The 24,868-nt window shown below is 32.9% G+C and carries 26 protein-coding genes and 1 tRNA gene; 16 read left to right on the top strand and 11 right to left on the bottom strand.

The window, feature by feature from the left end; all coding sequences use genetic code 11:
- Positions 1-130: 130 nt before the first annotated feature.
- From FS85_RS0101635 to FS85_RS0101615, 5 genes are read left to right on the top strand one after another with little or no spacing between them, the layout of a single operon-like run.
- Positions 131-2,884, top strand: a complete 2,754-nt coding sequence (locus FS85_RS0101635) for a PD-(D/E)XK nuclease family protein (protein ID WP_010134228.1) — start codon at positions 131-133, stop codon at positions 2,882-2,884.
- The gene (locus FS85_RS0101630) at positions 2,885-3,730 is read left to right on the top strand and encodes an alpha/beta hydrolase family protein (protein ID WP_010134227.1); all 846 of its coding nucleotides are present in this window, start codon (positions 2,885-2,887) and stop codon (positions 3,728-3,730) included.
- Complete coding sequence (locus FS85_RS0101625) at positions 3,717-5,045, top strand: MATE family efflux transporter (RefSeq protein WP_010134226.1); 1,329 nt, start codon at positions 3,717-3,719, stop codon at positions 5,043-5,045. Before FS85_RS0101630 ends, FS85_RS0101625 begins: the two co-directional genes overlap by 14 nt.
- A 10-nt stretch (positions 5,046-5,055) precedes the next feature.
- The gene (locus FS85_RS0101620) at positions 5,056-5,814 is read left to right on the top strand and encodes an enoyl-CoA hydratase/isomerase family protein (protein ID WP_010134225.1); all 759 of its coding nucleotides are present in this window, start codon (positions 5,056-5,058) and stop codon (positions 5,812-5,814) included.
- 3 nt (positions 5,815-5,817) lie between these two features.
- A complete protein-coding gene (locus FS85_RS0101615; RefSeq protein WP_010134224.1) occupies positions 5,818-6,270 on the top strand; it encodes a 6-pyruvoyl trahydropterin synthase family protein in 453 nt (150 codons plus the stop codon).
- Positions 6,271-6,325: 55 nt separating this feature from the next.
- Here FS85_RS0101615 and pth read toward each other — a convergent pair whose 3' ends face one another.
- The 3 genes from pth to FS85_RS0101600 form a co-directional block, all read right to left on the bottom strand.
- The gene (pth, locus tag FS85_RS0101610) at positions 6,326-6,961 is read right to left on the bottom strand and encodes an aminoacyl-tRNA hydrolase (protein ID WP_010134223.1); all 636 of its coding nucleotides are present in this window, start codon (positions 6,959-6,961) and stop codon (positions 6,326-6,328) included.
- An 87-nt stretch (positions 6,962-7,048) separates the two neighbouring features.
- Positions 7,049-7,618, bottom strand: coding sequence for a 50S ribosomal protein L25/general stress protein Ctc (locus FS85_RS0101605; RefSeq protein WP_010134221.1), 570 nt, complete (start codon positions 7,616-7,618; stop codon positions 7,049-7,051).
- Positions 7,619-7,626: 8 nt separating this feature from the next.
- Positions 7,627-8,568, bottom strand: a complete 942-nt coding sequence (locus tag FS85_RS0101600) for a ribose-phosphate pyrophosphokinase (RefSeq protein WP_010134220.1) — start codon at positions 8,566-8,568, stop codon at positions 7,627-7,629.
- Positions 8,569-8,682: 114 nt separating this feature from the next.
- On the opposite strand from FS85_RS0101600, the gene FS85_RS0101595 reads away from it, so the two are divergent.
- Positions 8,683-8,764: transfer RNA gene (locus FS85_RS0101595), tRNA-Leu, on the top strand.
- Between the two features lie 136 nt (positions 8,765-8,900).
- Here the strand turns inward: FS85_RS0101595 and fbp are convergent.
- Positions 8,901-9,911 carry a class 1 fructose-bisphosphatase gene (gene fbp, locus FS85_RS0101590; protein WP_010134219.1) on the bottom strand — a complete coding sequence of 337 codons (1,011 nt, stop codon included), beginning with the start codon at positions 9,909-9,911 and terminating at the stop codon, positions 8,901-8,903.
- 152 nt (positions 9,912-10,063) lie between these two features.
- Positions 10,064-11,173 (bottom strand): M42 family metallopeptidase, encoded by a 1,110-nt coding sequence (locus tag FS85_RS0101585; RefSeq protein WP_010134218.1) that lies wholly within the window; start codon positions 11,171-11,173, stop codon positions 10,064-10,066.
- A 56-nt stretch (positions 11,174-11,229) separates the two neighbouring features.
- Here FS85_RS0101585 and FS85_RS14920 point away from each other — a divergent pair, with 56 nt between their 5' ends.
- From FS85_RS14920 to FS85_RS0101570, 3 genes are all read left to right on the top strand, one after another.
- Positions 11,230-11,961 carry a DUF4294 domain-containing protein gene (locus FS85_RS14920; protein WP_050809596.1) on the top strand — a complete coding sequence of 244 codons (732 nt, stop codon included), beginning with the start codon at positions 11,230-11,232 and terminating at the stop codon, positions 11,959-11,961.
- A gap of 74 nt (positions 11,962-12,035) precedes the next feature.
- A complete protein-coding gene (locus tag FS85_RS0101575) occupies positions 12,036-12,416 on the top strand; it encodes an START-like domain-containing protein (RefSeq protein WP_010134216.1) in 381 nt (126 codons plus the stop codon).
- 90 nt (positions 12,417-12,506) lie between these two features.
- Positions 12,507-13,325, top strand: coding sequence for an aminotransferase class IV (locus FS85_RS0101570; RefSeq protein ID WP_029489185.1), 819 nt, complete (start codon positions 12,507-12,509; stop codon positions 13,323-13,325).
- Here the strand turns inward: FS85_RS0101570 and FS85_RS0101565 are convergent.
- The 5 genes from FS85_RS0101565 to FS85_RS0101545 all read right to left on the bottom strand — a co-directional run bounded on the left by FS85_RS0101565 (position 13,312) and on the right by FS85_RS0101545 (position 17,765).
- Positions 13,312-13,869 carry a YqgE/AlgH family protein gene (locus FS85_RS0101565; protein ID WP_010134214.1) on the bottom strand — a complete coding sequence of 186 codons (558 nt, stop codon included), beginning with the start codon at positions 13,867-13,869 and terminating at the stop codon, positions 13,312-13,314. The two genes, FS85_RS0101570 and FS85_RS0101565, sit on opposite strands and share 14 nt — an antisense overlap.
- 96 nt (positions 13,870-13,965) lie before the next feature.
- Positions 13,966-14,238 (bottom strand): HU family DNA-binding protein, encoded by a 273-nt coding sequence (locus FS85_RS0101560; RefSeq protein ID WP_010134213.1) that lies wholly within the window; start codon positions 14,236-14,238, stop codon positions 13,966-13,968.
- 155 nt (positions 14,239-14,393) lie between these two features.
- A complete protein-coding gene (gene fmt, locus FS85_RS0101555; RefSeq protein ID WP_010134212.1) occupies positions 14,394-15,338 on the bottom strand; it encodes a methionyl-tRNA formyltransferase in 945 nt (314 codons plus the stop codon).
- The gene (locus FS85_RS0101550; protein ID WP_010134211.1) at positions 15,335-17,236 is read right to left on the bottom strand and encodes a RecQ family ATP-dependent DNA helicase; all 1,902 of its coding nucleotides are present in this window, start codon (positions 17,234-17,236) and stop codon (positions 15,335-15,337) included. The genes fmt and FS85_RS0101550 overlap by 4 nt, the downstream gene beginning before the upstream one ends.
- Positions 17,220-17,765: an AAA family ATPase gene (locus FS85_RS0101545; RefSeq protein ID WP_010134210.1), complete on the bottom strand. Its 546-nt coding sequence runs from the start codon at positions 17,763-17,765 to the stop codon at positions 17,220-17,222. The genes FS85_RS0101550 and FS85_RS0101545 overlap by 17 nt, the downstream gene beginning before the upstream one ends.
- 87 nt (positions 17,766-17,852) lie before the next feature.
- Here FS85_RS0101545 and FS85_RS0101540 point away from each other — a divergent pair, with 87 nt between their 5' ends.
- Genes FS85_RS0101540 through FS85_RS0101520 form a run of 5 tightly spaced genes read left to right on the top strand, consistent with a single transcriptional unit; the run spans position 17,853 to position 22,905 of the window.
- Positions 17,853-18,134 (top strand): DUF493 family protein, encoded by a 282-nt coding sequence (locus tag FS85_RS0101540; RefSeq protein ID WP_010134209.1) that lies wholly within the window; start codon positions 17,853-17,855, stop codon positions 18,132-18,134.
- Positions 18,135-18,150: 16 nt separating this feature from the next.
- On the top strand, positions 18,151-19,749 hold the full coding sequence (locus FS85_RS0101535) for a peptidylprolyl isomerase (protein ID WP_010134208.1): 1,599 nt from the start codon (positions 18,151-18,153) through the stop codon (positions 19,747-19,749).
- Entirely contained in the window at positions 19,749-20,594 is an 846-nt protein-coding gene (locus FS85_RS0101530; RefSeq protein WP_010134206.1) for a hypothetical protein, read from the top strand. The genes FS85_RS0101535 and FS85_RS0101530 overlap by 1 nt, the downstream gene beginning before the upstream one ends.
- Positions 20,581-21,933, top strand: coding sequence for a peptidylprolyl isomerase (locus tag FS85_RS0101525; protein ID WP_010134205.1), 1,353 nt, complete (start codon positions 20,581-20,583; stop codon positions 21,931-21,933). The genes FS85_RS0101530 and FS85_RS0101525 overlap by 14 nt, the downstream gene beginning before the upstream one ends.
- A gap of 57 nt (positions 21,934-21,990) precedes the next feature.
- Positions 21,991-22,905, top strand: a complete 915-nt coding sequence (locus FS85_RS0101520; protein ID WP_010134204.1) for an ion channel — start codon at positions 21,991-21,993, stop codon at positions 22,903-22,905.
- Position 22,906: 1 nt separating this feature from the next.
- Here FS85_RS0101520 and FS85_RS0101515 read toward each other — a convergent pair whose 3' ends face one another.
- Positions 22,907-23,095, bottom strand: a complete 189-nt coding sequence (locus tag FS85_RS0101515; protein ID WP_010134203.1) for a hypothetical protein — start codon at positions 23,093-23,095, stop codon at positions 22,907-22,909.
- Positions 23,096-23,126: 31 nt separating this feature from the next.
- On the opposite strand from FS85_RS0101515, the gene FS85_RS0101510 reads away from it, so the two are divergent.
- Together FS85_RS0101510 and FS85_RS0101505 are read left to right on the top strand one after the other, a co-directional pair.
- Positions 23,127-23,513, top strand: coding sequence for a pyrophosphohydrolase domain-containing protein (locus FS85_RS0101510; protein ID WP_010134202.1), 387 nt, complete (start codon positions 23,127-23,129; stop codon positions 23,511-23,513).
- Between the two features lie 19 nt (positions 23,514-23,532).
- Positions 23,533-24,846 carry a D-arabinono-1,4-lactone oxidase gene (locus FS85_RS0101505; protein ID WP_010134201.1) on the top strand — a complete coding sequence of 438 codons (1,314 nt, stop codon included), beginning with the start codon at positions 23,533-23,535 and terminating at the stop codon, positions 24,844-24,846.
- The last annotated feature ends 22 nt before the right edge of the window (positions 24,847-24,868 follow it).

Raw genomic sequence — 24,868 nt, 5'->3', positions numbered from 1 at the left:
TTTTTTTTAAAATAAGAAAACCCGCTCTGTAGAGCGGGTTTTTTGTTTTCTGTTCTTACTAAAAATAACCTAAGAAACTTTATATTGCTGTAAAAAATAGAAGTAGAAAGCAGGTTTAGAATCAGATAGTATGGAGACATTTTTAGAGAAAGTAGTAGATGATATTGTGAGTAATCAAACGGTTTTGAAAAAAGCTGTTTGTGTAATACCTAGTGAGCGTGCTGGTGTTAATCTAAGAAATGCATTCAAAAATAGATTGCATGGCAATCCTACCTTTTTACCTAGAATTATAAGTATTGAAAACTTTATCAATGAAATTTCTGGATTTGAAAGCATGAGCCAGGTTGCCTTGCTGTTTGAGTTCTATCATGTTTACAAATCAAACTGTAAAGATCAAAAGATAGATTCTTTCGAAAGGTTTATTGGTTGGGCTACTATTGCCATTCAAGATTTTAATGAAATAGACAGACATTTGGTAAATGCTACCGAAATTTTTAATTACCTATCAGATCTTCAAAATATAAAAGATTGGGCAGAAAATAAGGAAGAGGAAACAGCAACGGTGAAAAATTATCTGAATTTTATCAAAGATTTAGATGTGTATTACAAAGCATTTACTAAGGTTTTAACTAAAAAAAAAATAGCTTATCAAGGCTTGATCTATAGAGAAGCTTATCAAAAGGTTTCGTTATATCACCAAAAGAATAAAGATAAAATTTTTCACTTTATAGGTTTTAATGCTTTAAATAAGGCTGAAGAAGGTATTTTTAAAACTTTTTTAAACGATGTCAAGAATAAAATTTATTGGGATGTAGATTCGTATTATTTTCAAGGCAATCACGAAGCAGGTACATTTTTAAGAACTTTTTTTAATAATTGGGAATGTCTTAACATTCAGGAAAGAAAAAATTGGGTTCAGAGCTGTTTTCAAGAGAAAAAAAATATTCAAATTTTAGGAGCTCCACTAAATGTAACAGGAATAAAAACAGCTACATCTTTTTTAAAAAATGAAGTAAATCCGAATCAAACAGCAATGGTTTTGGCAGAAGAAAGCTTACTGCCAGTTGTTCTAAATTCCATCCCCAGTAACGTTCAAAATGTGAATATTACAATGGGATATCCATTAAATAATATTCCTATGTATGGGTTGTTCCAGTCGTTGTTTAAGATGCAGTTAAACAAACAAAAACTGGGTAAAAACGCATTGTACTACAAAGATATTTTGTCGTTGCTAAGACACCCTTATTTTGCCAAAATAGAGCATGATGCAAGTCAGAAATTAATCCGTTTTATTACCAAAAGCAATAAAGTATTTGTTTCGGACCAAGAATTAGTACAGTTATTAGAAGAACACAAATTTAACAAAGCATCCATTCAGCTTTTTAATTTTCAGGATGGAGTAATGGCATTTTTGTTTAATGTAATGAATTTTATTTCTTTTTTAGAGTCTTTTCTAAAAGGCATAGATATATTGTATTTAGAGAGTTTTAAAAAAGTGTTTCAGGAACTAATTCAGTTAAATAATCAATACCAATACATCCATAATTTTAAGGTATTAACAAAAGTGTTTTACAAGTTGATATCATTAGAAACGGTTGATTTTAAAGGAGATGCTTTAGAGGGACTTCAGCTAATGGGAGTTTTAGAATCTAGATGTTTGGATTTTAAAAATGTCATTATTACTTCGGTAAACGAAGGAGTACTGCCATCAGGAAAAACAGAAAGTTCGTTTATTTCTTTTGATGTAAAAAAACAGTTTGATATGCCCACGTATTTGGCTAAAGATGCGATTTTTTCATATCATTTTTACAGACTTTTACAAAGAGCGGAAAATATTTATTTGTTGTACAATACACAAATGGATGATTTTGGAGGGGGCGAAATGAGCCGTTTTTTAACACGCTTGTTAATTGATAAAGAAAGTGAAATTTTACACAAAAAAGTGACAACTAAAGTAATAAGCACTTTGGTTGAGCCTGTTGAGGTTAAAAAAACACAAGCTGTTCAAAAAATTTTATTAGACTACTTTCAAAAAGGAGTTTCACCAAGCAGAGTTAACGATTATATTAACGATCCGATTGAGTTTTACCAAAAAATGATTCTAAAAATCAGAGAAACGGAAAAGGTAGAAGAAGAAGTAGCCGAGAATACTTTAGGAACCATTGTACACGATTCTCTTGAATTTTTATACACTCCTTATTTAGGTAGAATTTTAACAAAAGAAGACATTCACCAAATGAAGATTCAAGCAGATGTTATGGTGAATGATAAATTTAAAGAGTACTTTAAATTAGGAGACATCAGCACAGGAAAAAATAAGTTGATAAGTGAAGTTGCTAAACAATTTGTGACTAACTTTTTAAATTTAGACTTAGAGCAAATCAACAGAGGAAAAAATATAGTGGTCAAAGAATTGGAAAGAGAATGTAAGGTAGATTTAACCACACCTAAAGGAAGCAAAATAAGACTAAAAGGAAAAATAGATCGTGTGGATGAGGTAGATGGAATCTTACGAATTGTTGATTATAAAACAGGAAAAGTTGAAGCTTCTGATTTAAAATTGGGAGATGTGTCTTTGGCAACCTCAGATTACAAATACCATAAAATTTTACAAGTACTGTTTTACGTAATTATTTATGCTTTCGAAGAACAAATAGACTGGACTAAATGTAATTTACAAACGGGAATTTATTCGTTTAAAAATCTAAAATCTGGTTTTTTGGCTATGAATTTTTCTGAAAATAATTACAAAAAAGAATATAAGGTAACAGAAGAAAATCTAAACCTATTTAAAGACAGTTTGTTGCAATTGATTGATGAGATTTTAGACAACAAGCTTAATTTTGTAGAAAATACAGACCGAAATTTTAAAAAAGAAGCTTAGATGATTTATAAAAATATTCAGCTGTCAGGAAAACATGGTAGACCCATTTTAACGGATGTAAACTTTACAAAAAACCAAACCAAGAAAGCTGTGGTAATTTTTGCTCATGGTTACAAAGGTTTTAAAGATTGGGGAGCGTGGAATTTAATGGCTACTGAATTTGCCAAACAAAATTTCTTTTTTGTAAAATTTAGTTTCTCTCATAACGGAGGAACTGCAGAACAGCCTATAGATTTTCCAGATTTAAAAGCCTTTGGAGAAAATACATTTACTAAAGAATTAGACGATTTAGAATCGGTTATAGACTATGTGTATACACATAAAGATTTTAAAAATGAAGTAGATTTAGACAATATTACCTTGATAGGACATTCTAGAGGAGGAGGAATTGTTACCCTAAAAGCAAGCGAAGATCATCGAGTTAAAAACATCGTGTCATGGGCAGGTTTGTCAGATTTAGAATCTAGATTTCCCAAAGGTTTTCAGTTGTTGTGGTGGAAATTAAGAGGTGTTGGATATATTAAAAACGCAAGGACTCAACAAAAAATGCCACATTATATTTCGTTCTACAAAGATTTTCTTGCCAATAAGGAGCGATTGAATATTCAAAATGCAGTGAAGAAACTAGAAGCAAATCATTTGTTAGTACATGGTACAGAAGATGTGGTTGTAAAACCTATAGAGTCTGAAAATGTACATCAATGGAATCCAAATAGTACCTTAATTTGGATAGAAAATATGAATCATGCTTTAGGAAATACACAACCATATGTTGCTAAAGAAATGCCAGAAGATTTGCAAAAAGTGGTGCAAAAAACCATAGCTTTTATTCATGAGCAATCCTAAATTTTCTTTTAAATACATTAACAGTATTGCTGTTCCTGCTATTGTTTCTGGAGTTGTAGAGCCTATTTTATCGTTAACCGATACTGCTGTTATTGGTAATGTATCAATAAACGCAAAAGAAGCTCTTGCTGCTGTAGGTATAGCAGGCTCTTTTATTGCTACACTAGGATGGATTTTTACCCAAAGCAAAGTAGCTATTGTTGCTTTGGTGGCAGAATACTTGGGTAAAAAACAACTGGATAAAATCATAGGTTTACCTGCACAGATGATTGCTATCAATGCCATTTTAGGTTGTATCGTATATGCTGTAACGTATTTGTTAACCATTCAGATTTTTAAATTATACAATGCAGAAAACATGGTGCTAGAATATACAGTTTCATATTATAGAATCCGTGCTTTAGGCTTTCCTCTTTTATTATTTATAGTTTCAGTATTTTCTATTTTTAGAGGTTTGCAAAATACTTTTTGGCCAATGGTGATTAGTGGTTGTGGGGCTTTATTAAACATAGGGCTAGACTTTGCTTTGGTTTATGGAGTAGAGGGTTGGATTCCTGCTATGCATGTTAAAGGAGCTGCTTGGGCAAGTGTTATTTCTCAAATAATGATGTTTGTTTTGGCCTTAATTTTAATGTTTGCAAAAACGCCATTTCGTCTAAAAATTATATGGAAAATTCACCCAGAGTTAAAAAGAACCCTTGCTATTAGTCTTAATATGTTGGTTAGAACAGTGGCTCTAAATACAAGTCTAATTTTATCCAATGCCTATGCAACAAAATACGGTTCGCAGTACATCGCTGCTTTTACTATTGCATTTCAAATATGGTTGTTTTTTGCGTTTTTTATTGATGGATATGCCAGTGTAACTGCAATTGTATCAGGAAAGCTTAAAGGAGAAAACAACTATATAGGTTTGCATCAGTTGGTGAAAACGGTTAGTAAATATGCAGTGGTAATTTCTGTAGTGCTTAGTGGTTTTTTCTTTTTGTTTTACGAAAAAGTAGGTGTCTTTTTTACCAAAGACCAAGAAGTTATAGGTACTTTTCAAACTTTTTTTTGGATGGTTTTGGTAATGCAACCACTCAATGCTATTGCCTTTGTGTACGATGATGTTTACAAAGGAATGGCTGAAGCCGTAACGCTAAGAAATACACAGCTAATTGCTACTTTTTGTGGGTTTGTACCTGCTTTGTTATTTTTTGATTATTTTCAGTTTCAAATATTTGCAATTTGGATTGCTTTTGTTGTTTGGATGTTGATAAGAGCCTTACTTTTGCATTTAAAATTTGTAAAGCTAATCAAACATAACACCTAAGTAGCAATTTATGAAAACAGCATATGTAACACTAAAAAAGCTTGGTAAAATTGCAGAAATTGAGTTTTATAATCCGGCAAGCAATTCGTTAACCAGTAATCAATTGCAAAAACTTACCACACTTATTTTGCAACAGAAAGAAAACAAACAGATTTCTATAATTCATTTAAAAAGTGACGGGGAAAAAGCTTTTTGTGCGGGTGCTTCTTTTGATGAATTGTTGCAGATTGAAGAAGTAAATAAAGGAACTCAATTTTTTATGGGTTTTGCCAATGTTATCAATGCCATAAGAACTTGTGGTAAAATTGTGGTAACAAGTATTCAGGGCAAGGTTGTAGGAGGAGGTGTAGGAATTGCTGCTGCCAGTGATTATGTATTAGCAGCAAAATCGGCAAGTATAAAATTATCAGAAATAAGTATAGGGATTGGCCCATTTGTTATAGAACCAGCGGTCTCAAAAGCCATTGGAAATCGTAAATTTGCAGAACTATCTTTAAACCCTACCTGCTGGAAATCTTCGGGATGGGCTTATGAAAACGGTTTGTATCAAGAAGTGTGTGATGATTTTGCAACATTAAACATACGAACAAAGAATTATCTGAACGAGTTGGCTAGTTATAGCGAAATAGCTTTGTCGGAAATGAAAAAAATCTTGTGGAAGCAAACGGAAAACTGGGAAGTTTTGTTAAAAGAAAGAGCAAGTGTTAGTGGGGAATTGGTACTGTCTGAGGCAACTAAAAAAGCACTGTTAAAATTTAAAAAGAAGTAAAAAATGAATACAATAAGAATTACCAAAAAATTCGACTTTGAAGCAGGACACGCTTTGCATGGTTATGATGGAAAATGTAAAAATTTACATGGACATAGTTATAAGTTGTTTGTTACGGTAATAGGAGAACCCATTGCAGATACCAATAATGTAAAACACGGAATGGTGATTGATTTTACAGATTTAAAAAGAATTGTAAAATCGGAAATAGAAGATGTGTTTGATCATGCAATGGTATTTAATAAAAATACTCCGCACCTAACTTTAGCCAAGGAGTTGATAGAAGCTGGGCATCATATTATTTTGGTAGATTACCAACCAACAAGCGAAATGATGATTATTGATTTTGCAGAGAGAATAAAAAATCAGTTACCAGAAAATGTTAAGTTACATTCTTTAAAACTGTATGAAACAGAAAGTTCCTACGCAGAATGGTTTGCTAGCGATCAGGTTTAGTTTTTAGAAGTATAAAGCTTTTACTCATTAGTTAGTAAAATGAGCAAAAGCTTTTTTAAAATTCTTCTATTTGCTTACCGTTATATGTATTCATAGTATTACCAATACCTGCAGTACCAAAGCTAAGTACTAGTTTAGCTCCTTTGTCTAAAAGTTCGGGTAAGTAACGTTCTTCTTCCTTATTCCATTCTCCAAGCACATAATTTACTTGTTTTCCTTTGCTAAACACAGCACTAATTCCAAAACGAAAACGAGCATAATTTTGATTTCCTAGTTTTTCGTTAATGTCTTTTAGTCCGTTATGACCACCTGCACTTCCTTTTGCTTTAAGCCTAAAAGTACCAAAGTCGATGTTTAAATCATCAGAAATAACTAAAATATTTTCTTGGGGAACTTTTTCTTGATCCATCCAGTATTTTACAGCTTTTCCACTTAAGTTCATGTAAGTAGAGGGTTTTAATAATATAAAAGTTCTTCCTTTAAATTTAAAGACAGCAACATCACCTAGTTTTTCTGTGCTAAAAGAAGTGTTTTGTTGTGTTGCCAGTTCATCTAAAACTTTAAAACCGATATTATGACGAGTATTAGTATAATCTGCACCGATGTTTCCTAGTCCAACAATTAAATATTTTTTCATGGAATCTGTTTCGTTAGTATGTTGTTTTGGGCGAAACCAGTTTTTAAATAGCATCTTTTGTGTTTTGGACACAAAGATAAAATGATGTGTATAAAAAAAGCGTTACTAATGTAACGCTTTTTAAAAACAATGTGTTTTTTCTTATGACTCTGCAGCAGCTTTAGCAGCATTACGAGACATTTTAACCTGAGCAACAACAGTATTATCGTTGTGCATAATTTGGTATTCATCGTTTCTTAATTTAGAAACGTATAATTTGTTACCAATTTGTAAATCTGTAATATCAGCCTCTACAAAATCTGGTAAATTTGCAGGAATAGCTTTTACTTTTAACTTACGTAAGTTTTGACGTAAAGCACCTCCCATAGCTACACCTTTAGATTTACCTACTACTTTTACAGGTACATTCATAGAAATTTCTTTATCAGCATTTAACTGGTAAAAATCTACGTGTAAAATTTCGTCGTTAATTGGGTGAAACTGGATGTCTTGTAAAATTGCATCGTAAGTGTTTCCATTCAATTCAATCTTAGCAGTATATACGTTTGGAGTGTACACTAAATTCTTGAATGCTTTTTCTTCAGCTGAAAAGTGTATGGTTTCATCCCCTCCGTAAATAACGCAAGGAACCTTTCCAGCATTACGTAAGGCTTTAGTCGCTGACTTACCCACGCTTTCTCTTTGAGATCCTTTGATTGTGATTGATTTCATAATATATATTAAATGATAAATTTATCCGTAATTGACTTAAAGTTTTGGACCTTATCCATAACCTCTGCAAATAAGGGAGCGCAAGATAGCACTTTTATTTTAGAATTTTCCTTTTTTAATGGAATTGTGTCTGAAGTAATAAACTCTGTTAATTTAGAGTCTTCTATTTTTTGATGAGCGTTTCCTGATAAGATAGAGTGTGTTACAATCGCTCTTACACTTAAAGCACCACGTTCCATCATCAAATCTGCAGCTTTGGTTAGTGTTCCTGCTGTGTCTGCCATGTCATCTACCAGTACAACGTTTTTGCCTTTTACATCTCCAATCAATTCCATATGAGAAACAACATTGGCTTTTTCTCTGTGTTTATAACAAATTACCACATCACTCTGCAAGTATTTTGCATAAGCATAAGCTCTTTTTGATCCTCCCATATCAGGAGATGCAATGGTTAAATTGTCTAGCTTAAGAGATTCTAAGTAAGGTAAAAAGATGGTAGAACCGTATAGATGGTCTACAGGTTTTTCAAAAAATCCTTGAATTTGACCTGCATGTAAGTCCATAGTCATAACACGAGTAGCTCCCGCAGCAGTTAGTAGGTTTGCGACCATTTTGGCCCCAATTGCTACACGTGGCTGATCTTTTCTGTCTTGCCTTGCCCAACCAAAATAGGGAATTACAGCAGTAACATGTTTGGCAGAGGCTCTTTTACAAGCGTCTAAAATTAGTAACAGCTCCATTAAGTTGTCAGAGTTCGGAAAAGTAGAACCTATGATAAAAACCCTTCTACCTCTAACGGTTTCATTAATTACGGGTTGAAATTCACCGTCGCTAAATCTTGCAACAGTCAAATCACCTAGTTCAGTTCCGTATTCTTTAGCAATAGCTTTTGCCAATTCTATACTTTGTGAACATGCAAAAACTTTAGGAGTTAATTGATTTACAGACATTTGTATGATTGTTGTTGTTGTTGAATTATTTTCGAGGCAAAAATAGAATTTTTTTTTCTTGATATGGTGTGATAAGTTAAATATTTTTTTACATTTGCACCACCGATTTCAGAAGCCTAGGTGGCGGAATTGGTAGACGCGCTGGATTCAAAATCCAGTTTCTTCGGAAGTGCGGGTTCGATTCCCGCCCTAGGTACAACAAGCCCTTAATCACATAGTGTTTAAGGGTTTTTTTATGGATTTTTCTTGTATTTTAAGATGTTCTTAAATAAAAAAAACTCTAAACAAACATTATATATTTAGAGTTTTTAAAACGATTAATAAATAGGATTTTACGATGGGAATTTGCTCATAAATTCCTCTACTTTTTCAACCATATTTACACTTCCACAAATAATAGGAACTCTTTGATGAAGTTCTGTAGGTTTTATGTCCATAATTCTTTTAAAACCATCTGTAGCTTTTCCCCCAGCTTGTTCTGCTAAAAAAGCAATAGGGTTGCATTCGTAAAGCAGACGTAGTTTTCCGTTAGGGTTTTTTGTGCTTTTAGGGTATAAATATACACCTCCCTTGATCATGTTTCTGTGAAAGTCCGAGACTAAAGAACCAATATATCTGCTGGTATAAGGCCTGTCTTCTGTTACTTCTTGACAATATTTGATGTATTTTTTAATTCCTTCAGGAAATTCTAAGTAATTACCCTCGTTAACAGAATAAATATTTCCGTCTTTAGGATATTGCATTTTAGGATGCGATAGGTAAAAAGTACCAATGGCTGGGTTAAGAGTAAAGCCGTTTACTCCGTGTCCTGTTGTGTACACCAACATGGTAGAGGTTCCGTAGATAATATATCCAGCAGCAACTTGTTTGTTACCTTCTTGTAAAAAATCTTCTTTGGTAACAGGAGATCCAACAGGGGTTACCCTTCTGTAAATAGAGAAAATAGTACCTACTGATACGTTTACATCAATATTAGAAGACCCATCTAAAGGGTCTATTAAAATTACATATTTGTTTTGATGGTTTTTGTCTTTACTGTTTATACAAACAAAGTCATCCTCTTCTTCGCTTGCAATTCCGCAAACAATGTTACGATTGGTTAATGTTTTTATAAAAATGTCATTTGCATAAACATCAAGTTTTTGTTGATCTTCTCCTTGAATATTGGTGTCTCCAGCAGCTCCAATAATATCTACCAGTCCTGCTTGGTTTACTTCATGATTAACGACTTTTGCGGCAAGTCTTAAAGAGTTGATAAGGTTAGATAATTCTCCTGTTGAATACTTAAAAGTGTGTTGGTTTTCGTTGATAAATTCTCCCAGGGTTTTGTTTTCAAATGACATAAAGCTTAGTTTTTATTTGGTAAATATCATACTTTTTTAGTTTACTACAACGATTTCGTAAAAATTTTAACAGTTTTACATTGAAATTTATCACAATAAAAAAATCCGTTTAAAAATAAACGGATTTTAAGAGATTAAAAATGTATTAGGAGTTAGATACTATAGCTATTTTCTTTAAAATAACTAAAGTCATCGCCTTCTTGTATTTGTTTAACGCTTTCAAAAATTAATTTGATTACATTTTCTACATCATTTCTGTGTACCATTTCTACGGTTGTGTGCATGTATCTTAAAGGAAGTGATATTAAAGCAGAAGGAACTCCTCCGTTGCTATATGCAAATGCATCTGTGTCAGTTCCTGTAGCTCTAGAAGAGGCATGTCTTTGAAAAGGAATTTCATTTTTTTCTGCAGTATCAATAATCAGTTCTCTAACATTGTGTTGAATTGCAGGAGCGTAAGAAATTACAGGACCTAATCCTATTTTGGTGTCACCTTCTTCGGCCTTTTTTATCATTGGTGTAGAAGTGTCATGACAAACATCTGTAATGATGGCTACATTAGGCTGGATTCTTTGAGTAATCATTTCAGCACCACGCAAACCAATTTCTTCTTGTACAGAGTTGGTAATGTACAAACCAAAAGGTAGGTCTATGTTGTTTTCTTTAATTAAACGAGCTACTTCTGCAATCATAAAACCACCCATGCGGTTGTCTAAAGCTCTACAAACAAACTTGTTTCCGTTTAGTATTTCAAACTTATCAGGGTACGTAATTACGCATCCTACATGCACTCCTAAAGCCAAGACTTGTTCTTTGGTTTCGCATCCTACATCAATAGTAATGTTTTCTATTTTAGGGGTGTCTTCCTCTTTTCCTTTTAAGCGAGTGTGAATTGCTGGCCAGCCAAAAACTCCTTTTACAATTCCTTTTTTGGTGTGTATGTTTACACGTTTAGATGGAGCAATAATGTGGTCACTTCCTCCATTTCTAATTACATGAATTAGTCCGTTGTCTGTAATGTAGTTTACGTACCAAGCAATTTCATCAGAATGACCTTCTATTACAACTTTGTATTTTGCTTGTGGATTAATAACTCCTACTGCAGTTCCATAAGCATCGGTAATAAACTCGTCTACATAAGGTTTTAGATAATCCATCCAAATTTGTTGTCCTTTACTTTCGTATCCTGTAGGAGAAGCATTGTTTAAATACTGCTCCAAAAACGCCATAGATTTGTCGTTTAAAATTGTATGTTCACTCATCATATATCTTTTTAAAAGAACTCAAAAATACAATTTTGATTTTAGATGTAATGTATATGATAAGTTGTTTTTTAGCAGTGGTTTTATGTATTTTTGAGGTGATGAAAAAAATGACCTTGTGCTTGGTTTTTACCCTTTTTTTGTTGGGGATAAAATGGAGTTTTGCTCAAGAAATAGATTTTGAAAAACTCAGAAAAAAATATGAAGGGTATTATGTAATTAGCCATCCTGATGAACAAATTATTCTAGACACGGTAGTGTTGTTTCCGCAGCCTACTTTTAAGACTTACTACGACAGGAGGTATTATTTGTGGTTTGCCAAAAAAACATACAAAGCTTACCCTTATGCGGTATTGGCAAAGCATAAAATCAATCAGTTAAACGATTCTATTCAGCTCATAACATCCAAAAGAAAACGAAAGAAGTTTATCAAAGAAAAACAAGATTTTTTTGAAGAGCAGTTTACGGAAGATATTAAAAAACTAACCCGAACAGAGGGGAGAATCTTAATTAAATTGATCCATAGATTAACAGGGGCAACGGTAAATGAACACATACAAGACAAACGAGGTAATTTTAGGGCGTTTTGGTATCGAGTTTCGGCAAGTTTGTTTAAAATTAAGTTAGATTTAGAATACCATCCAGAATCGGAATTGGAAGATTTTATGATAGAGGCAATTTTGCAAGAAGCGTTTCAAAAAGGGAGATTGGTTAGAGAACCTTCGGTGTTAAAGAGTGCCAATTATATTTATCCACAAAAAGAAATTCACATCGAAAAAAAGAAGTAACTTTTAAAAGACTTGTTTTTCTAAGTAAAAAAAAATACTTACTTTTCCGAGCACCTAAAATGAAGACGAATACCATGACAAAAGAAAAATATCAATTAGAATTCCCTATACATGCCTCTCCGGCAATGTTATATCAATATTTTGCAACCCCTTCGGGATTGGGAGAGTGGTTTGCAGACAATGTAAACTCTAGAGGAGAGTTGTTTACCTTTATTTGGGATGGAAGCGAAGAAGAAGCAAAGCTGATTAGTTCTAAGGTAGATGATAGAGCAAAATTTCAGTGGGCAGACGACGAAGGTGAAGAAGCATATTTTGAATTTAAAATTCAGGTAGATGCCTTAACCAAAGATGTTTCATTAATTATTACAGATTTTGCAGAAGAAGATGAAATGGATGAGGCCAAAATGTTATGGGAAAACCAAATTGCTGAACTTAAGCATTTGATAGGAGCGTAAACTAACCAAACTAACTCTATAAATATGAAAAGAGCTTTGATGAGAATCAAAGCTTTTTTTGTGTTAAATTTGCTCAAATTTTTGATGAATATGATAAACTTTAACGGAAACATAATAGCGGAAGATTTCAACAGAATTGATTATAATAACAGAGGTTTTAAATATGGTGATGCCTTATTCGAGACACTAAAGGTAAATAACGAGGCTGTGCTATTTTGCGAAGACCATTATTTTAGATTAATGGCTTCTATGCGTATGTTGCGTATGGAAATCCCCATGCATTTTACGTTAGAGTTTTTTGAATCAGAAATTTTAAAAACCATCAATGCTAATAAAGGAGATGAAAACAGAGTTCGTTTTACAGTCTACCGAGACTCTGAAGGTTTGTACGCCCCAACTACCAATAAAATTTCTTATATAATAGATGTAAAAAAAGTAGATATAACCCCTAAACAGATGTACAGGATAGATTTGTATAAAGATTTTACCATTCATCCTAATTTGTTGGCTACTATAAAAAGTAACAATAAGTTGGTAAATGTACTTTCTGGAATTTATGCCCAAGAAAACGATTTGGAAAATTGTGTATTGCTAAATGCTAATAAAAATGTGGTTGAATTTACGAATGGAAATATCTTTTTAATAAAAGGAACTACCGTAACAACTCCTCCTCTTGCTGATGGATGTGTAAAAGGAGTGATGAGAAAAAATACAATAGACCTGTTGTCTAAAAATAAAGAAATTCAACTGGTGGAAGAGTCTATTTCTCCTTTTGCAATACAAAAAGCAGATGAGGTTTTTATGACCAATGTAATAGTAGGATTGCAACCTGTTACCAACTACAGGAAAAAACAATTTTCTACCAACTTTGGTCTTAAAATCCGTGAAGACTTACTTAGTTTAGGCTAGGGTTTTTAGGAGCATTGATCCAAAACTGATATTTGCTTCCAAACTCCAAAAGGTGGTTTTTCCACAAATCTTTGTCATGAGTGTTAAAGATGTTTTGATGGTTGTTTTCCGTTACAAGCCAAGAATCTGTTTTCCATTCTTGGTAAAGTTGTCCCTTACTCCATCCAGAATATCCAAGAAAAAAACGAATGTCTTGACTTTGTACTTGGCCATTGTTTAGTAGCTCTATTAGCTTGTCAAAATCACCTCCCCAATAAATTCCTTTTGTAACCTCTATGCTATTGGGAAGGAGTTCTGGTATTTTATGAATAAAATAAAGGTTGTCTTGTTCAACAGGGCCTCCTTGATATACTTTAAAATCACAATTAATTTCAGGAATCAAATCTTGCAAGCTGTAGTCTAGAGGCTTGTTAATAATAAAACCAATAGAGCTGTTGCTATTGTGCTCAGTAAGAAGCACAATGGATCTGTTAAAAGATACATCACCTAAAATAGAGGGTTCTGCTATTAATAGTCTTCCTTTGGATGGTTTTAGACAAGCCATAGTATAAGGGTTTCCAATAAAGCTACTAAAAAAAATGAATAAAAAAAACTCTTTACAATTTGTAAAGAGTTTTATGTTCTTAAAAGCTTCTAGAAATTAGTTTACAGCATCTGATAAACTAGCTCCTGGCTTAAATTTTACGATGTTTTTTTCAGCAATTTGGATGGTAGCTCCAGTTTGTGGGTTTCTTCCTTCTCTTGCTGGTCTTTTAGAAACAGACCAAGTACCCCATCCTATTAGAGAAACTTTACCTCCATCTTTTAATGTAGAAGTTACGTTGTTTGTTACTGATTCTAATGCAGCTTTCGCAGCAGTTTTAGAAATTCCTGCATCAGCAGCAATTGCATCGATTAAATCTGATTTGTTCATGACTACTATGTTGTTAAATTATAATAAGTTTATCTAGAAACAAATATATAAGGAATAATAGGGTATACAAGCGATTAGCCCTTAAAAACACTACATTGTTAATAACTTTTAAATTATGTTAATAAAAATAGCTTTGGTTTCTTGATTTTTGATGATTATTTCATAAAAGACTGGTCTGGGATGTTGAACCCGTTTAGTAAACTTGCAGTGTTCATTAGCTTTTTTCCTGCAATCTTTAGGCTTTTTATGTTTATAAAACTGTCCTGCGTAGCTACTTTAATACTTTTTTTATCAATCAACAACGCTCCGGGGGGTAAAGAGTGTGTTTCGTTTTCTATATTACAGTCGTAAATTTTTACATTTATCTCCGAATCAGGACTTACAAGTGTAGTCCATGCTGCCGGATAAGGATTTAGGCCTCGTATATGATTGTATATTTTTTCACTTGTCCAACTCCAGTCAATTTTACAGGTTTCTGTGTGAATTTTATAGGCTAGCTTTTTGCTTTCAATAGCTTGTTGGGTTGTGGTTACATCACCTTTTTCTATTAATTTTAAGGTGTCAATCACCAAATCTGCACCTAAAAACATTAACTTGTCATGTAATTGCCCTACGGTTTCATCTTTTGCTATATAAGTTTTGTTTTGTAAAATAATTTCTCCAGTATCAATCTTATCGTCTAAGAAAAAAGTAGTGGTTCCTGTTTCAGTTTCTCCATTCATAATAGCCCAGTTGATAGGGGCAGCACCGCGATAATCGGGTAGCAATGATGCATGTAGATTAAACGTTCCTTGTTTTGGTAGGTTCCATACAGATTTTGGCAACATTCTAAAAGCAACAACCACTTGTAAATCTGGAGCAAGTGCTTCTAATTCTGACTGGAATTCTGGAGCTTTTAGATTGGTAGGCTGCAAAATAGTTAAGCCTTTTGCAATAGCGTATTGTTTAACGGCAGATTGATGTATTTTTCTTCCTCTACCAGCTTGCTTATCTGGGGCAGTAATAACACCAACAACTTGATAGTTTTCTCTTATAATACGGTCTAATATGGTTACAGCAAAATCTGGAGTTCCCATAAAAACAATTTTTAACTTACTCATGTTTTGTATTGATAATATTGAAAGTTTTGACTAATGATCGCTTCATTTATCAGGTAGTCTAATATTTTTTTAGTGGCCATATCATTGCTTTTTAAGGCAATCATTAGTTCGTTAAATGTATGTGGTTTGTTTTTTAACAGATTTATTACAAATTGAATTCTTTCTTCTGTAAAAAGATCTTTTTTGTTTTCAAGGCAAATATCGCAAATGCCACAGTTTTTTTGTGCTTGTTGATCAAAGTAATTTAAAAGCATGTTAGATCGGCAAACATTACGGTTTTTAAAATACTGAAAGGTTTTTTCAGACTTTTGATGTGCTATTTGGTTTAGTGTTTTTAAATCTCTTAAAACTTTATTTAGCGTAAATTTATCTTCTCTAGGTACAAGAAATGTAAGGGTTTGGTTGTTTTCTTTTTTTTGATATTCTAACAAGTCAATTTCTTGAAGATATTGCAATCTTTGCTCTATTTTGTTCGCCGAAAGTCCTGTTTTTGATGAAATTCTTGCAATGTTTAATTTTTTTGTTATTTCAAAGATACCCGTATAATTCCTTAAAATACATTCTACAAGATCTTGGTATTTTTGATGCGTTTCACAAAAATAAAGCAATTGTTTGCTACTACATATTACTCGAGCATAGGTACTACTTTTGCTAGTGTTGGTAAAATCAATAATTTGGTAAGTGTCTAGCTTTTGTAATACCTTGAGTGTATTTGCTGGCGGAAGTTGGTATTTGTTGCAAAATTGTTCCAGATCAAAATCAAACACTTCTTCGGTCAACTCCCCGTAAGCTATTTGGTAATACTGATTTAATTTAGAATAAACATCGCTTATAAAATTGGCAGTTAGCTGATTGTGCAGAATTCGTTCACTAAACTTTGGATAGTCGTTTTCCGTTAAAATAACACAGGAAAACGATTTTTCGCCATCTCTTCCTGCTCTTCCTGCTTCCTGAATATAGCTTTCTAGGTTGGGCGGAATTTCTAGGTGAATCACAAGTCGTACATTACTTTTGTCTATTCCCATCCCAAAAGCACTGGTGGCAACCATAATGTGTTGTTCTTCGGTTAACCATGCCTTAAAATTCTTTTCTTTTTCGGAGTTAGGCAGACCTGCATGAAAACAAGTACTATGAAAACCGATGGAAGTTAAACGGTTAGAGAGTTCTGTAACTGCTAGCCTATTTTGTAAATAAATAATGGTAGGCCATTTTTTCTTTGATAAAATTTTGCAGAGTAAATCAAACTTTTGAGGAGTTTTGTACAACTGAAAAGCTAAATTTTTTCTAGAAAAAGAACCGATAAATTGTTGCGGTTTTTGTAGGTGCAACAAATCGATTATTTGCTGTTGTGTGCTGGCTGTAGCTGTAGCAGTTACGGCAAGTATAGGTGTTTTAGCAAAGTTTTTTTTAATACGATGTAGCTCTAAATAGCTGGGTCTAAAATCGTGACCCCACTGAGAAATACAATGCGCTTCATCTACCGCAAAAAAAGAAATTTTTAACTGCTTTAGCTTTTCTTGTACCAAAGGTTGGGTAAACCTTTCGGGAGACATGTATAAAAGCTTGATGTTTTTAATTCGAACCTTATCAAACAATGAAACAATACTGTCTGTAGACGATTTGCTTGGAATGCTAACCGCTTCGATTTCTCTATTTTTTAAGTTTTGAATTTGATCGTTGATTAATGCTATCAATGGAGATATAACCACACATGTGCCTTCTAGAACCAAAGCAGGCAACTGGTAGCAGATAGATTTACCACCACCAGTGGGCAAAATAGCTAAAGTATCTTGCTCATGGCAAATGGAGTGAATAATTTCTTCCTGCAGAGGTCTAAAAGAACTATGCTTCCAAAATTTTTCTAGCGTTTCTTTAAGCATCTTAGAGCTTATGTGCATAACATTCTTTTAAGATAAAAGAAGCACGTTCTTTAGGGGTTCCAAAAGGAACATAAATAACTTTTGGGTGCTTTTTTTTATATTCATCCACAATGGATTGGTCAATCAAGATAGATTCTTCATAGGTTTCAAAACGCTCGTTGTCGTTGGTGTATATTGCTCTCCAAGGTGGAAACACAAAAACCAAATCGTAAATGTGCGTTTCTAATGCTTGGGTAAAATGCTCAGGAAACTCACAGTTAATATGATTTAAATAAGCAGTAACATCCGGAATTCCTCGGTCAAAAAAACAAAAATCTACATTGTTGTGCTGACTTTTTTGATATTGTGCAATTCTTTTGTCTAAAATAGCTTGACTAAATACTATAGGTTCGGATAAAAAGTAATTCTTTTTTCCTAATTCCTCGGCTTCCTTTATAATTTCTCTAGAGATTTCTTCCATGCAAAAAAAACCATCTTTTAAAAGTAAATTAATTACGGTAGATTTTCCTGTTCCTGGGGCACCAGTAAGAACTATTTTTAATGGCATATTGCAAAATAAAATTGAGTACTAAAGAAGTAAAAATAATAAATAATTATAGTTTTGTAGCTTGATATTGAATATGAAAGGTTAACCATGAGTAAAAAAGAAACATTCTATAAAGATTTAAAAGTAAAACTAGAGGAAAATACACGTTTTCCAAGTGATTATTTGTATAAGTTTATTGTGCCAACGACTAAAAATCAAGAGAAAGAGGTGGAAGAAGCCTTTCAGGGAAAAAAGATAACCTTGTCAAAAAAAGCTTCAAGAAACGGAAAGTACGTAAGCGTTTCTATCAAAATAAATGTCAAAAATGCCGATGAGGTTATTCAGAATTACCACGCTGTAGAAAATATTGAGGGATTGATATCATTATAATTAGTATAAAAGTCATATGAAAAAGTTTGTTGTTTTTTTTGTTTGTTTGTGTTTGTTAACAGCATGCTCTCTTTTAAAACCTAAACAACCACAAGTGTTGTTTACTTTAGATGCAGAACCTACTTACGTGTCAGAGTTTCAAGAATTGTTTCAGCAAGATAAAGCCACGCTTGTTCAGACTAGTTTTGATGAAAATCTAGACTTAATGGTAAATTACAAACTAAAGTTAAAGCAAGCTCGTTTAGAAGGTTTGGATACTTTAGAGAGTATTCAGAAAGAATTAAAAACATACAAAACAGATCTTGCTACTCCTTATTTAATAGATGAAAAAGTACTGGATAGTTTAACCAAAGAGGCATATGATCGAAGTTTGTGGCAGGTAAAGGCAAGTCATATTCTAATTGCAACTAAGGCAACAGACACGCTAAAAGCTTGGCAAAAAGTACAAGAACTAAAAAAACAGTTGACAAATGGAGCTGATTTTGAAACACTGGCTTTAGAACATTCTGATGATAAAAGTGTTGTGAAAAATAAAGGAGATTTAGGATACTTTTCTGTGTTTAGAATGGTGTATCCTTTTGAAACTGCTGCCTATACTACGGCTGTTAATTCTGTTTCGGAACCTGTAAAAACCAGTTATGGATATCATTTAATAAAGGTTGTTAACAAAAGAAAATCGGAAGGGAAAGTAAAAGTGGCACACATTATGATTTCTGGTTTAGGAATCGAAAAACAAAAAAGAATAGACAGTGTTTATCAAAAACTAAACAACGGAATTGCTTTTGAACAATTAGCCAAAACATATTCTGATGATAGAAGGAGTAAGCATCAAGGAGGTGCTCTAAAACCTTTTGCTAAAGGAGAGCTGCCTGTTTCTTTTGAAGAAGTTGCTTTTTCTCTGTCTAATAATCAGGCTGTTTCCAAACCCTTTACCACACCTTACGGATGGCACATTGTTAAATATCTAGGAAAAGAAGAAATTCCAGTCTATCAAAAAGTTAAAAAAGAGTTTAGAGAAAAAGTACTATCAGGAGACAGAGGTGCTCTTGCCAAAGAGGCTGCTTTTGCAAAAATAGAACGCAAACACAACGTAAAGTTTTATCCAAAAGCACAAGAGGTTTTTAAAAGTAAATATGTATTAACCTATCCTAAAGACAGTTTGCAACAGGTTTTTCTAAGCATCGATCATCAAAATTATTTGCAAGAAGATTATTTAAATCACATAAAATATAAAAGGCTAAAAAATCTATTGTCTGATGTAGAAAATTTTAAAAATGCAAAGTTAAAAGAGTTTGTAATAGAGCATTTAGAAGACGAAAGTGCAGCTTTTAGGAAAACCATAGATACTTACAAAAAAGGCTTGGTTATTTTTGAATTGATGAAGAATCATGTTTGGGACGTACCTAAAAATGAAACCGAAAAAGTAAAAGCTTATTATTTATCACATCCACAAAAATATGCACAAAAAGGGGCTAGTTTTGATGAAGTGAAAGGTTATGTAGAAAGTGACTATCAGGAAATGATAGAAAAAGAATGGTTGCAAGAGTTAAAAAAAAATAGCCACATAATATACAACAAAAGAGCTATTAAAAAGCTAAGAAAAACAGCAGAGTAATGAGGAGTATTCTAATTATAGGGATGTTTTTGTTTTTGCTAGTTGGATGCAAAAACAATAATGACAAAGCGACCAATAATATAGTGGCAAAGGTGTACAATTATACACTGACTAAAGAAGAGTTAAAAAAGCACATTCCTATAACCAACTCTATTGTAGATAGTTTAAAAGTAACACAACAATACATAGAAGCTTGGGCAAAACAAAAATTGCTTTACCAAAATGCATTGATCAATTTAGATAATACAGAAGAACTAGATCAAATGGTAGCAGATTACAAGCAAGATTTGTATGTATCTTATTACAAAAATGCTTTGGTCAATCAAAAATTAGATACCATGGTTGTGCAACAAGAAATAGATACTTTTTATGTAAGAAATAAAGCCAACTTTAGGTTAAACGAGACTTTAATTCAGTTTAAATACATACATTTAGAGCCAGATACTCGAAAAAAATATGCGTTAAAAAAGTTGTTTTTGTCCCAAGATCCCTTAGATAAAAATGAACTACTAAACGAATACGATGTGTTAGAAGATTATTATTTAAACGATTCAACTTGGGTGTCGTTAAAAAGTGTGTATGATGAAAGGCCAGAGTTTCCGTTGTTAACAGAATATCAATTAACAAAAGAAGATAGATTCATAGAAGTAAGTTTGGCAGATAAAAGCATCTATTACATATATTTGAACAAGATATTAAAAGATGGTGAGATAGCTCCGCTAGAGTATGTAAAACCAACCATAAAAAACATAGTATTACATAAAAACAAGTTAAAGTTCTTTAATCAAATGGAACAAATTTTGATTGAGGATGCAGTAAAACAAAAGAAGTATGAAGTTTATTAAAAAATGCCACGTAGTTGGGGTGCTTTTGTTGGGTTTAAACGGAATGTTTGCCCAAGAAAAAATTAAGATTGATGGAGTTGCTGCCGTGGTTGGAGATAAGATTATTCTAGACTCGGATATTGTAAAGTATAAGCAAGAAATAGAGAATAGTTCTGAAGGAAAAGCGAGCTTTGATGATTGCGAGATCATGGAGGATATTATGACTCAAAAATTATTGGCACATCAAGCCGTAATTGATAGTGTTTTGGTGTCTGATGCTGAAGTTGAAGCAGGTGTACAGCGAACTTTAGAACACTTTAAATCGCAAGTAGGTAGCATGGATAAAGTAGTGTCTCTTTACGGTTTTGATGATTTGGAAGATTTAAGAACTGAATTAACACGTATAGAAAGAGAAAATACACTTATACAAAGAGAACGCAATAGCGTAACGCAAGAAGTAGTGGTAACTCCTGAAGAGGTTAGGTATTTTTACAACGACTTAAAAGAAAAAGGAGATTTACCAAGCTTTGGAATAGAGGTAGAACTCTCACAAATTACTCTAAATGCCAACCCTACACAACAAGCTATAGACGAAGTGTTGGAAAAATTAAATCAAATAAAGTCCGATGTGGAAAATGGATACAGCATGCGATTAAAAGCCATTTTGTACTCGGAAGATCCAGGAGTTGCACAAAACGGAGGGAAATATACAATTACAAGAGAAAGCCCGTTTGTAAAAGAATTTAAAGAAGCAGCATTTAGCTTAGAAGAAGGTGAGGTTTCGGAACCTTTTAAATCCCAATTTGGATATCATATTTTGCAAGTCGAAAAAGTTAAAGGACAACAAAGAGATGTGAGACATATTTTATTGCAACCTAAAATTGAGGAAGCAAAACTAAATGCAGCAAAAGAAAAGTTAGAGTCTATCAGGGCTCAAATCTTAGCAGGTGAAATAACTTTTGAAAAAGCAGTTTCCGAATTTTCAGATGATAAAGCCACTAGGTTAAATCAAGGAAAGTTAGTAAATCCTTACACAAACGATGCAAAGTTTGAACTGAACAAGATGGATGCAAAGTTATTCTCTAAAGTAGATAAGTTAAAAGAAGGAGATTTGACCCAAGTTTTTTATGAAGAAAGTAGAGAAGGAGAAAAAATGTACAAGGTAATTAAGGTAACCAAAAGAACAGATGCACATGAAGCAGATTTGGTAAAAGATTATGTAAAAATACAAGAACTGGCACTTAAAAAAAAGGAACAAGAAACGCTAGATAAGTGGTACAAATCTAGAATAAAAGATACTTATGTAAAACTGAATAGTACTCATCAAAATTGTAATTACAAATACAATTGGAAACATTAAATTAGCAACAGCCTTGTAATCTCAAGGCTGTTTTTTTTAACTGCAAATTAACAACGTATGGCAACCAAGTTAAAAGATCCAGGAGTTGGGTACAAATCTAACAAAGGGGCACAAAGAATGATTGTTAATGGAGAGTCTAACGTAAAGCACATCAATAAACCTAAAAGTTTAGACGATTTATATACTTATTTAATAGGAGTCTCTTGGTGGTTGTTTTTGCTTTATGTTTTGGTGGGATATCTGCTAATCAACATACTATTTGCAGCTGTTTATATGACTATTGGTGTTCAGGACTTTATGTCTTCTACGGGCAATTTATGGGAAGATTTTTCGTACCTCTTTTTCTTTAGTGCTCAAACCATTACCACAGTGGGCTATGGAGCAATAGCACCTAATGGAATTTGGGCAGGGTATGTTTCTTCTCTAGAGGCTTTGGTGGGCTTAATGTCTTTTTCGTTTATTACAGGATTGTTGTACGGACGTTTTTCTAAGCCTAAGGCAAAAATTAGATTTTCAAAGCACTTGGTTGTTAGAGATTTTGAAGAAAGTAGAGCCTTAATGTTTAGGGTAATGAACAAAAGAACCAATTTGATGATAGAACCAGAATTAAATGCTGTAATTACCATCACTGAAAAAGAATCGGAAGGTCAATTTACACGACAGTTTTACGATTTACAATTGCAAAGAAATAAAGTAATGTATTTGCCTACCATGTGGACATTAGTTCATAAATTTGATGACAAAAGTCCACTAAAAAAATACACCAATCAAGAATTAAAAAATCTAGAGGTTGAAATTTACTTGCTTTTTAAATACCACGAGCAAGCTTTTAATCAGCAGTTATACCAACTACATTCGTACGATTTTAGTCAGTTGAAAATTAATTACAAGTTTGGTGAGTCATATCGATTTGATGATGATGGGTTTACGATTGTAAATCATCATGCTTTAAATCAAATAGAAAAAATGTAATTTAGTGCAGAGAAATTCGAATCAATATAAACGCAACGGTTACCGCAATACCTGCTATAAATACCTTAATAGCTGCATTTTTATAATGGATTTTATGAAGTTTTAAATCTTTACGATAGCTCCAAATCATAGCAGCAGTAAAGGCAACAACAAAAAATATGGCAAAGTAGATTTGTCCTGTTGAAAACATAAAGAATATTTTTTTCAAAATTACGAAACAAATGAAAAACAAAATCAAAGCTGTTCAAGAATTTCACACTGCATACAAGTTGGGATATAAAAAAGAACCCATTGCTGCAATAGGAAACGATAAAATAGACTTGCGATACAATTTAATGGACGAAGAAAACAAAGAATATTTAGAGGCTGCAAAAAAAGGAGATTTGGTAGAGGTTGCAGATGCTTTGGGAGATATGCTTTATATTTTGTGCGGAACCATTATAGAACATGGTATGCAAGACAAAATAGAAGAAGTATTTAATGAAATACAACGTAGCAATATGAGCAAGTTAGGAGAAGATGGAGAACCTATTTACAGAGAAGATGGTAAAGTGCTAAAAGGACCGAATTATTTTAAGCCTAATATTGCAGATATTCTGGAAAAATAAATTGATTTAAAACTCTGTTTTGAAAAAAATTACAGCCCCAAAAAAACAAAAAAAATGGGTGAGTTGGAACAAAAACGTTCAGCATCCATACGAAACTATTGTTAAAGTTACCAAAGAACAAGAGTTGATAAAAGCTGTTTCTAAACACGATTCTGTTCGAGTTTTTGGAAATAGATTTTCATCTTCAGACATCTGTGCAGGTACTCGTGCTTTGATTGATATTACAACTTATGATAAAATTGTAAGAATAAACATGCAAACCAAAGAGGTAACCATTCAGTCAGGAGCTACACTAGAAAAGCTACTAAATGTAGTAAGAGCAAGCGGATGGTGTATTCCCTGTTTGCCAGACATAGATAAAGTTACCGTAGGAGGAGCCCTTGCCACAGGAACCCATGGTACCAACGGATATATTCTTGCTAAATACGTGTCTAAATTTAGAATGATTCATGCAGATGGAACGGTGCACGAATATACCGAAGAAGATGATGAAATAGAAGCTGTTCGACTTTCGTTAGGAATGTTGGGGGTTATTTCAGAAGTTACTTTTAAGTGTGAATCGGATTACAAATTACATCTAAAAGAAGAACCCATGAAAGATAAAGATTGGGTTAATAACTTAGATTTGTATTTAGCTACCTACGATTTTGTTAGAGTGTTGTGGCTTCCACATACCAATCATGGGTATGTTATTTTAGGAATGAAAGTAGCAAACGATTTTAAACTAGAAGAAAAAGCGTATCCAAGTTATCTTAAACATAGAAGAAAAACGTCTCAAATGCTTTATAAAAAAGCCAGTAAAAAACCACGATTTACTGTTAGAGCCAACAAAATTTTGTACCATCTGTTTTTTACACCCAAAAAAGAGCACTTAGGTTCTTTGTACGATGCTACCGTAACAAAATCTAGAGCGGGAACTATGGAGTTGGCAGAATGGACTGTTGATTATACTAAGTTTAAAACTTTATTTGCTGAGTTAAAAGAAAAGTTAGATGATAAAGCTAACAATGCATATGCACATATTCCTATGGATGTACGTTTTTTAAAAAAGGACGGTGTTTGGCTAAGCAACGCATACAATGCTGATGTAGTAACTATGGGATGTGTGTGTAGAAATGCCGAAGCAGCCGATGCTTACGAAGCATTTGATTTGATAGAAGAGGTGTTTTTGAAATACGATGGAAAACCTCATTGGGCCAAAAGATTTAAAGCAAAAAACAAAGAGTTGTCCAAAATGTATCCTAAGTGGAATGAGTTTGAAGCTATAAGAAAACAACTCGATCCCAAAGGAAAGTTTTTAAATGAATACCTAAAACGATTGTTTGTAAAATAAAATAGACAGTCTAAAAGAACAC

It is taken from the genome of Ochrovirga pacifica (assembly GCF_000220525.1).
In the GTDB taxonomy this organism is placed as follows: Bacteria; Bacteroidota; Bacteroidia; order Flavobacteriales; family Flavobacteriaceae; genus Ochrovirga; species Ochrovirga pacifica.
This window is presented reverse-complemented; position numbering and strand designations above follow the sequence as displayed.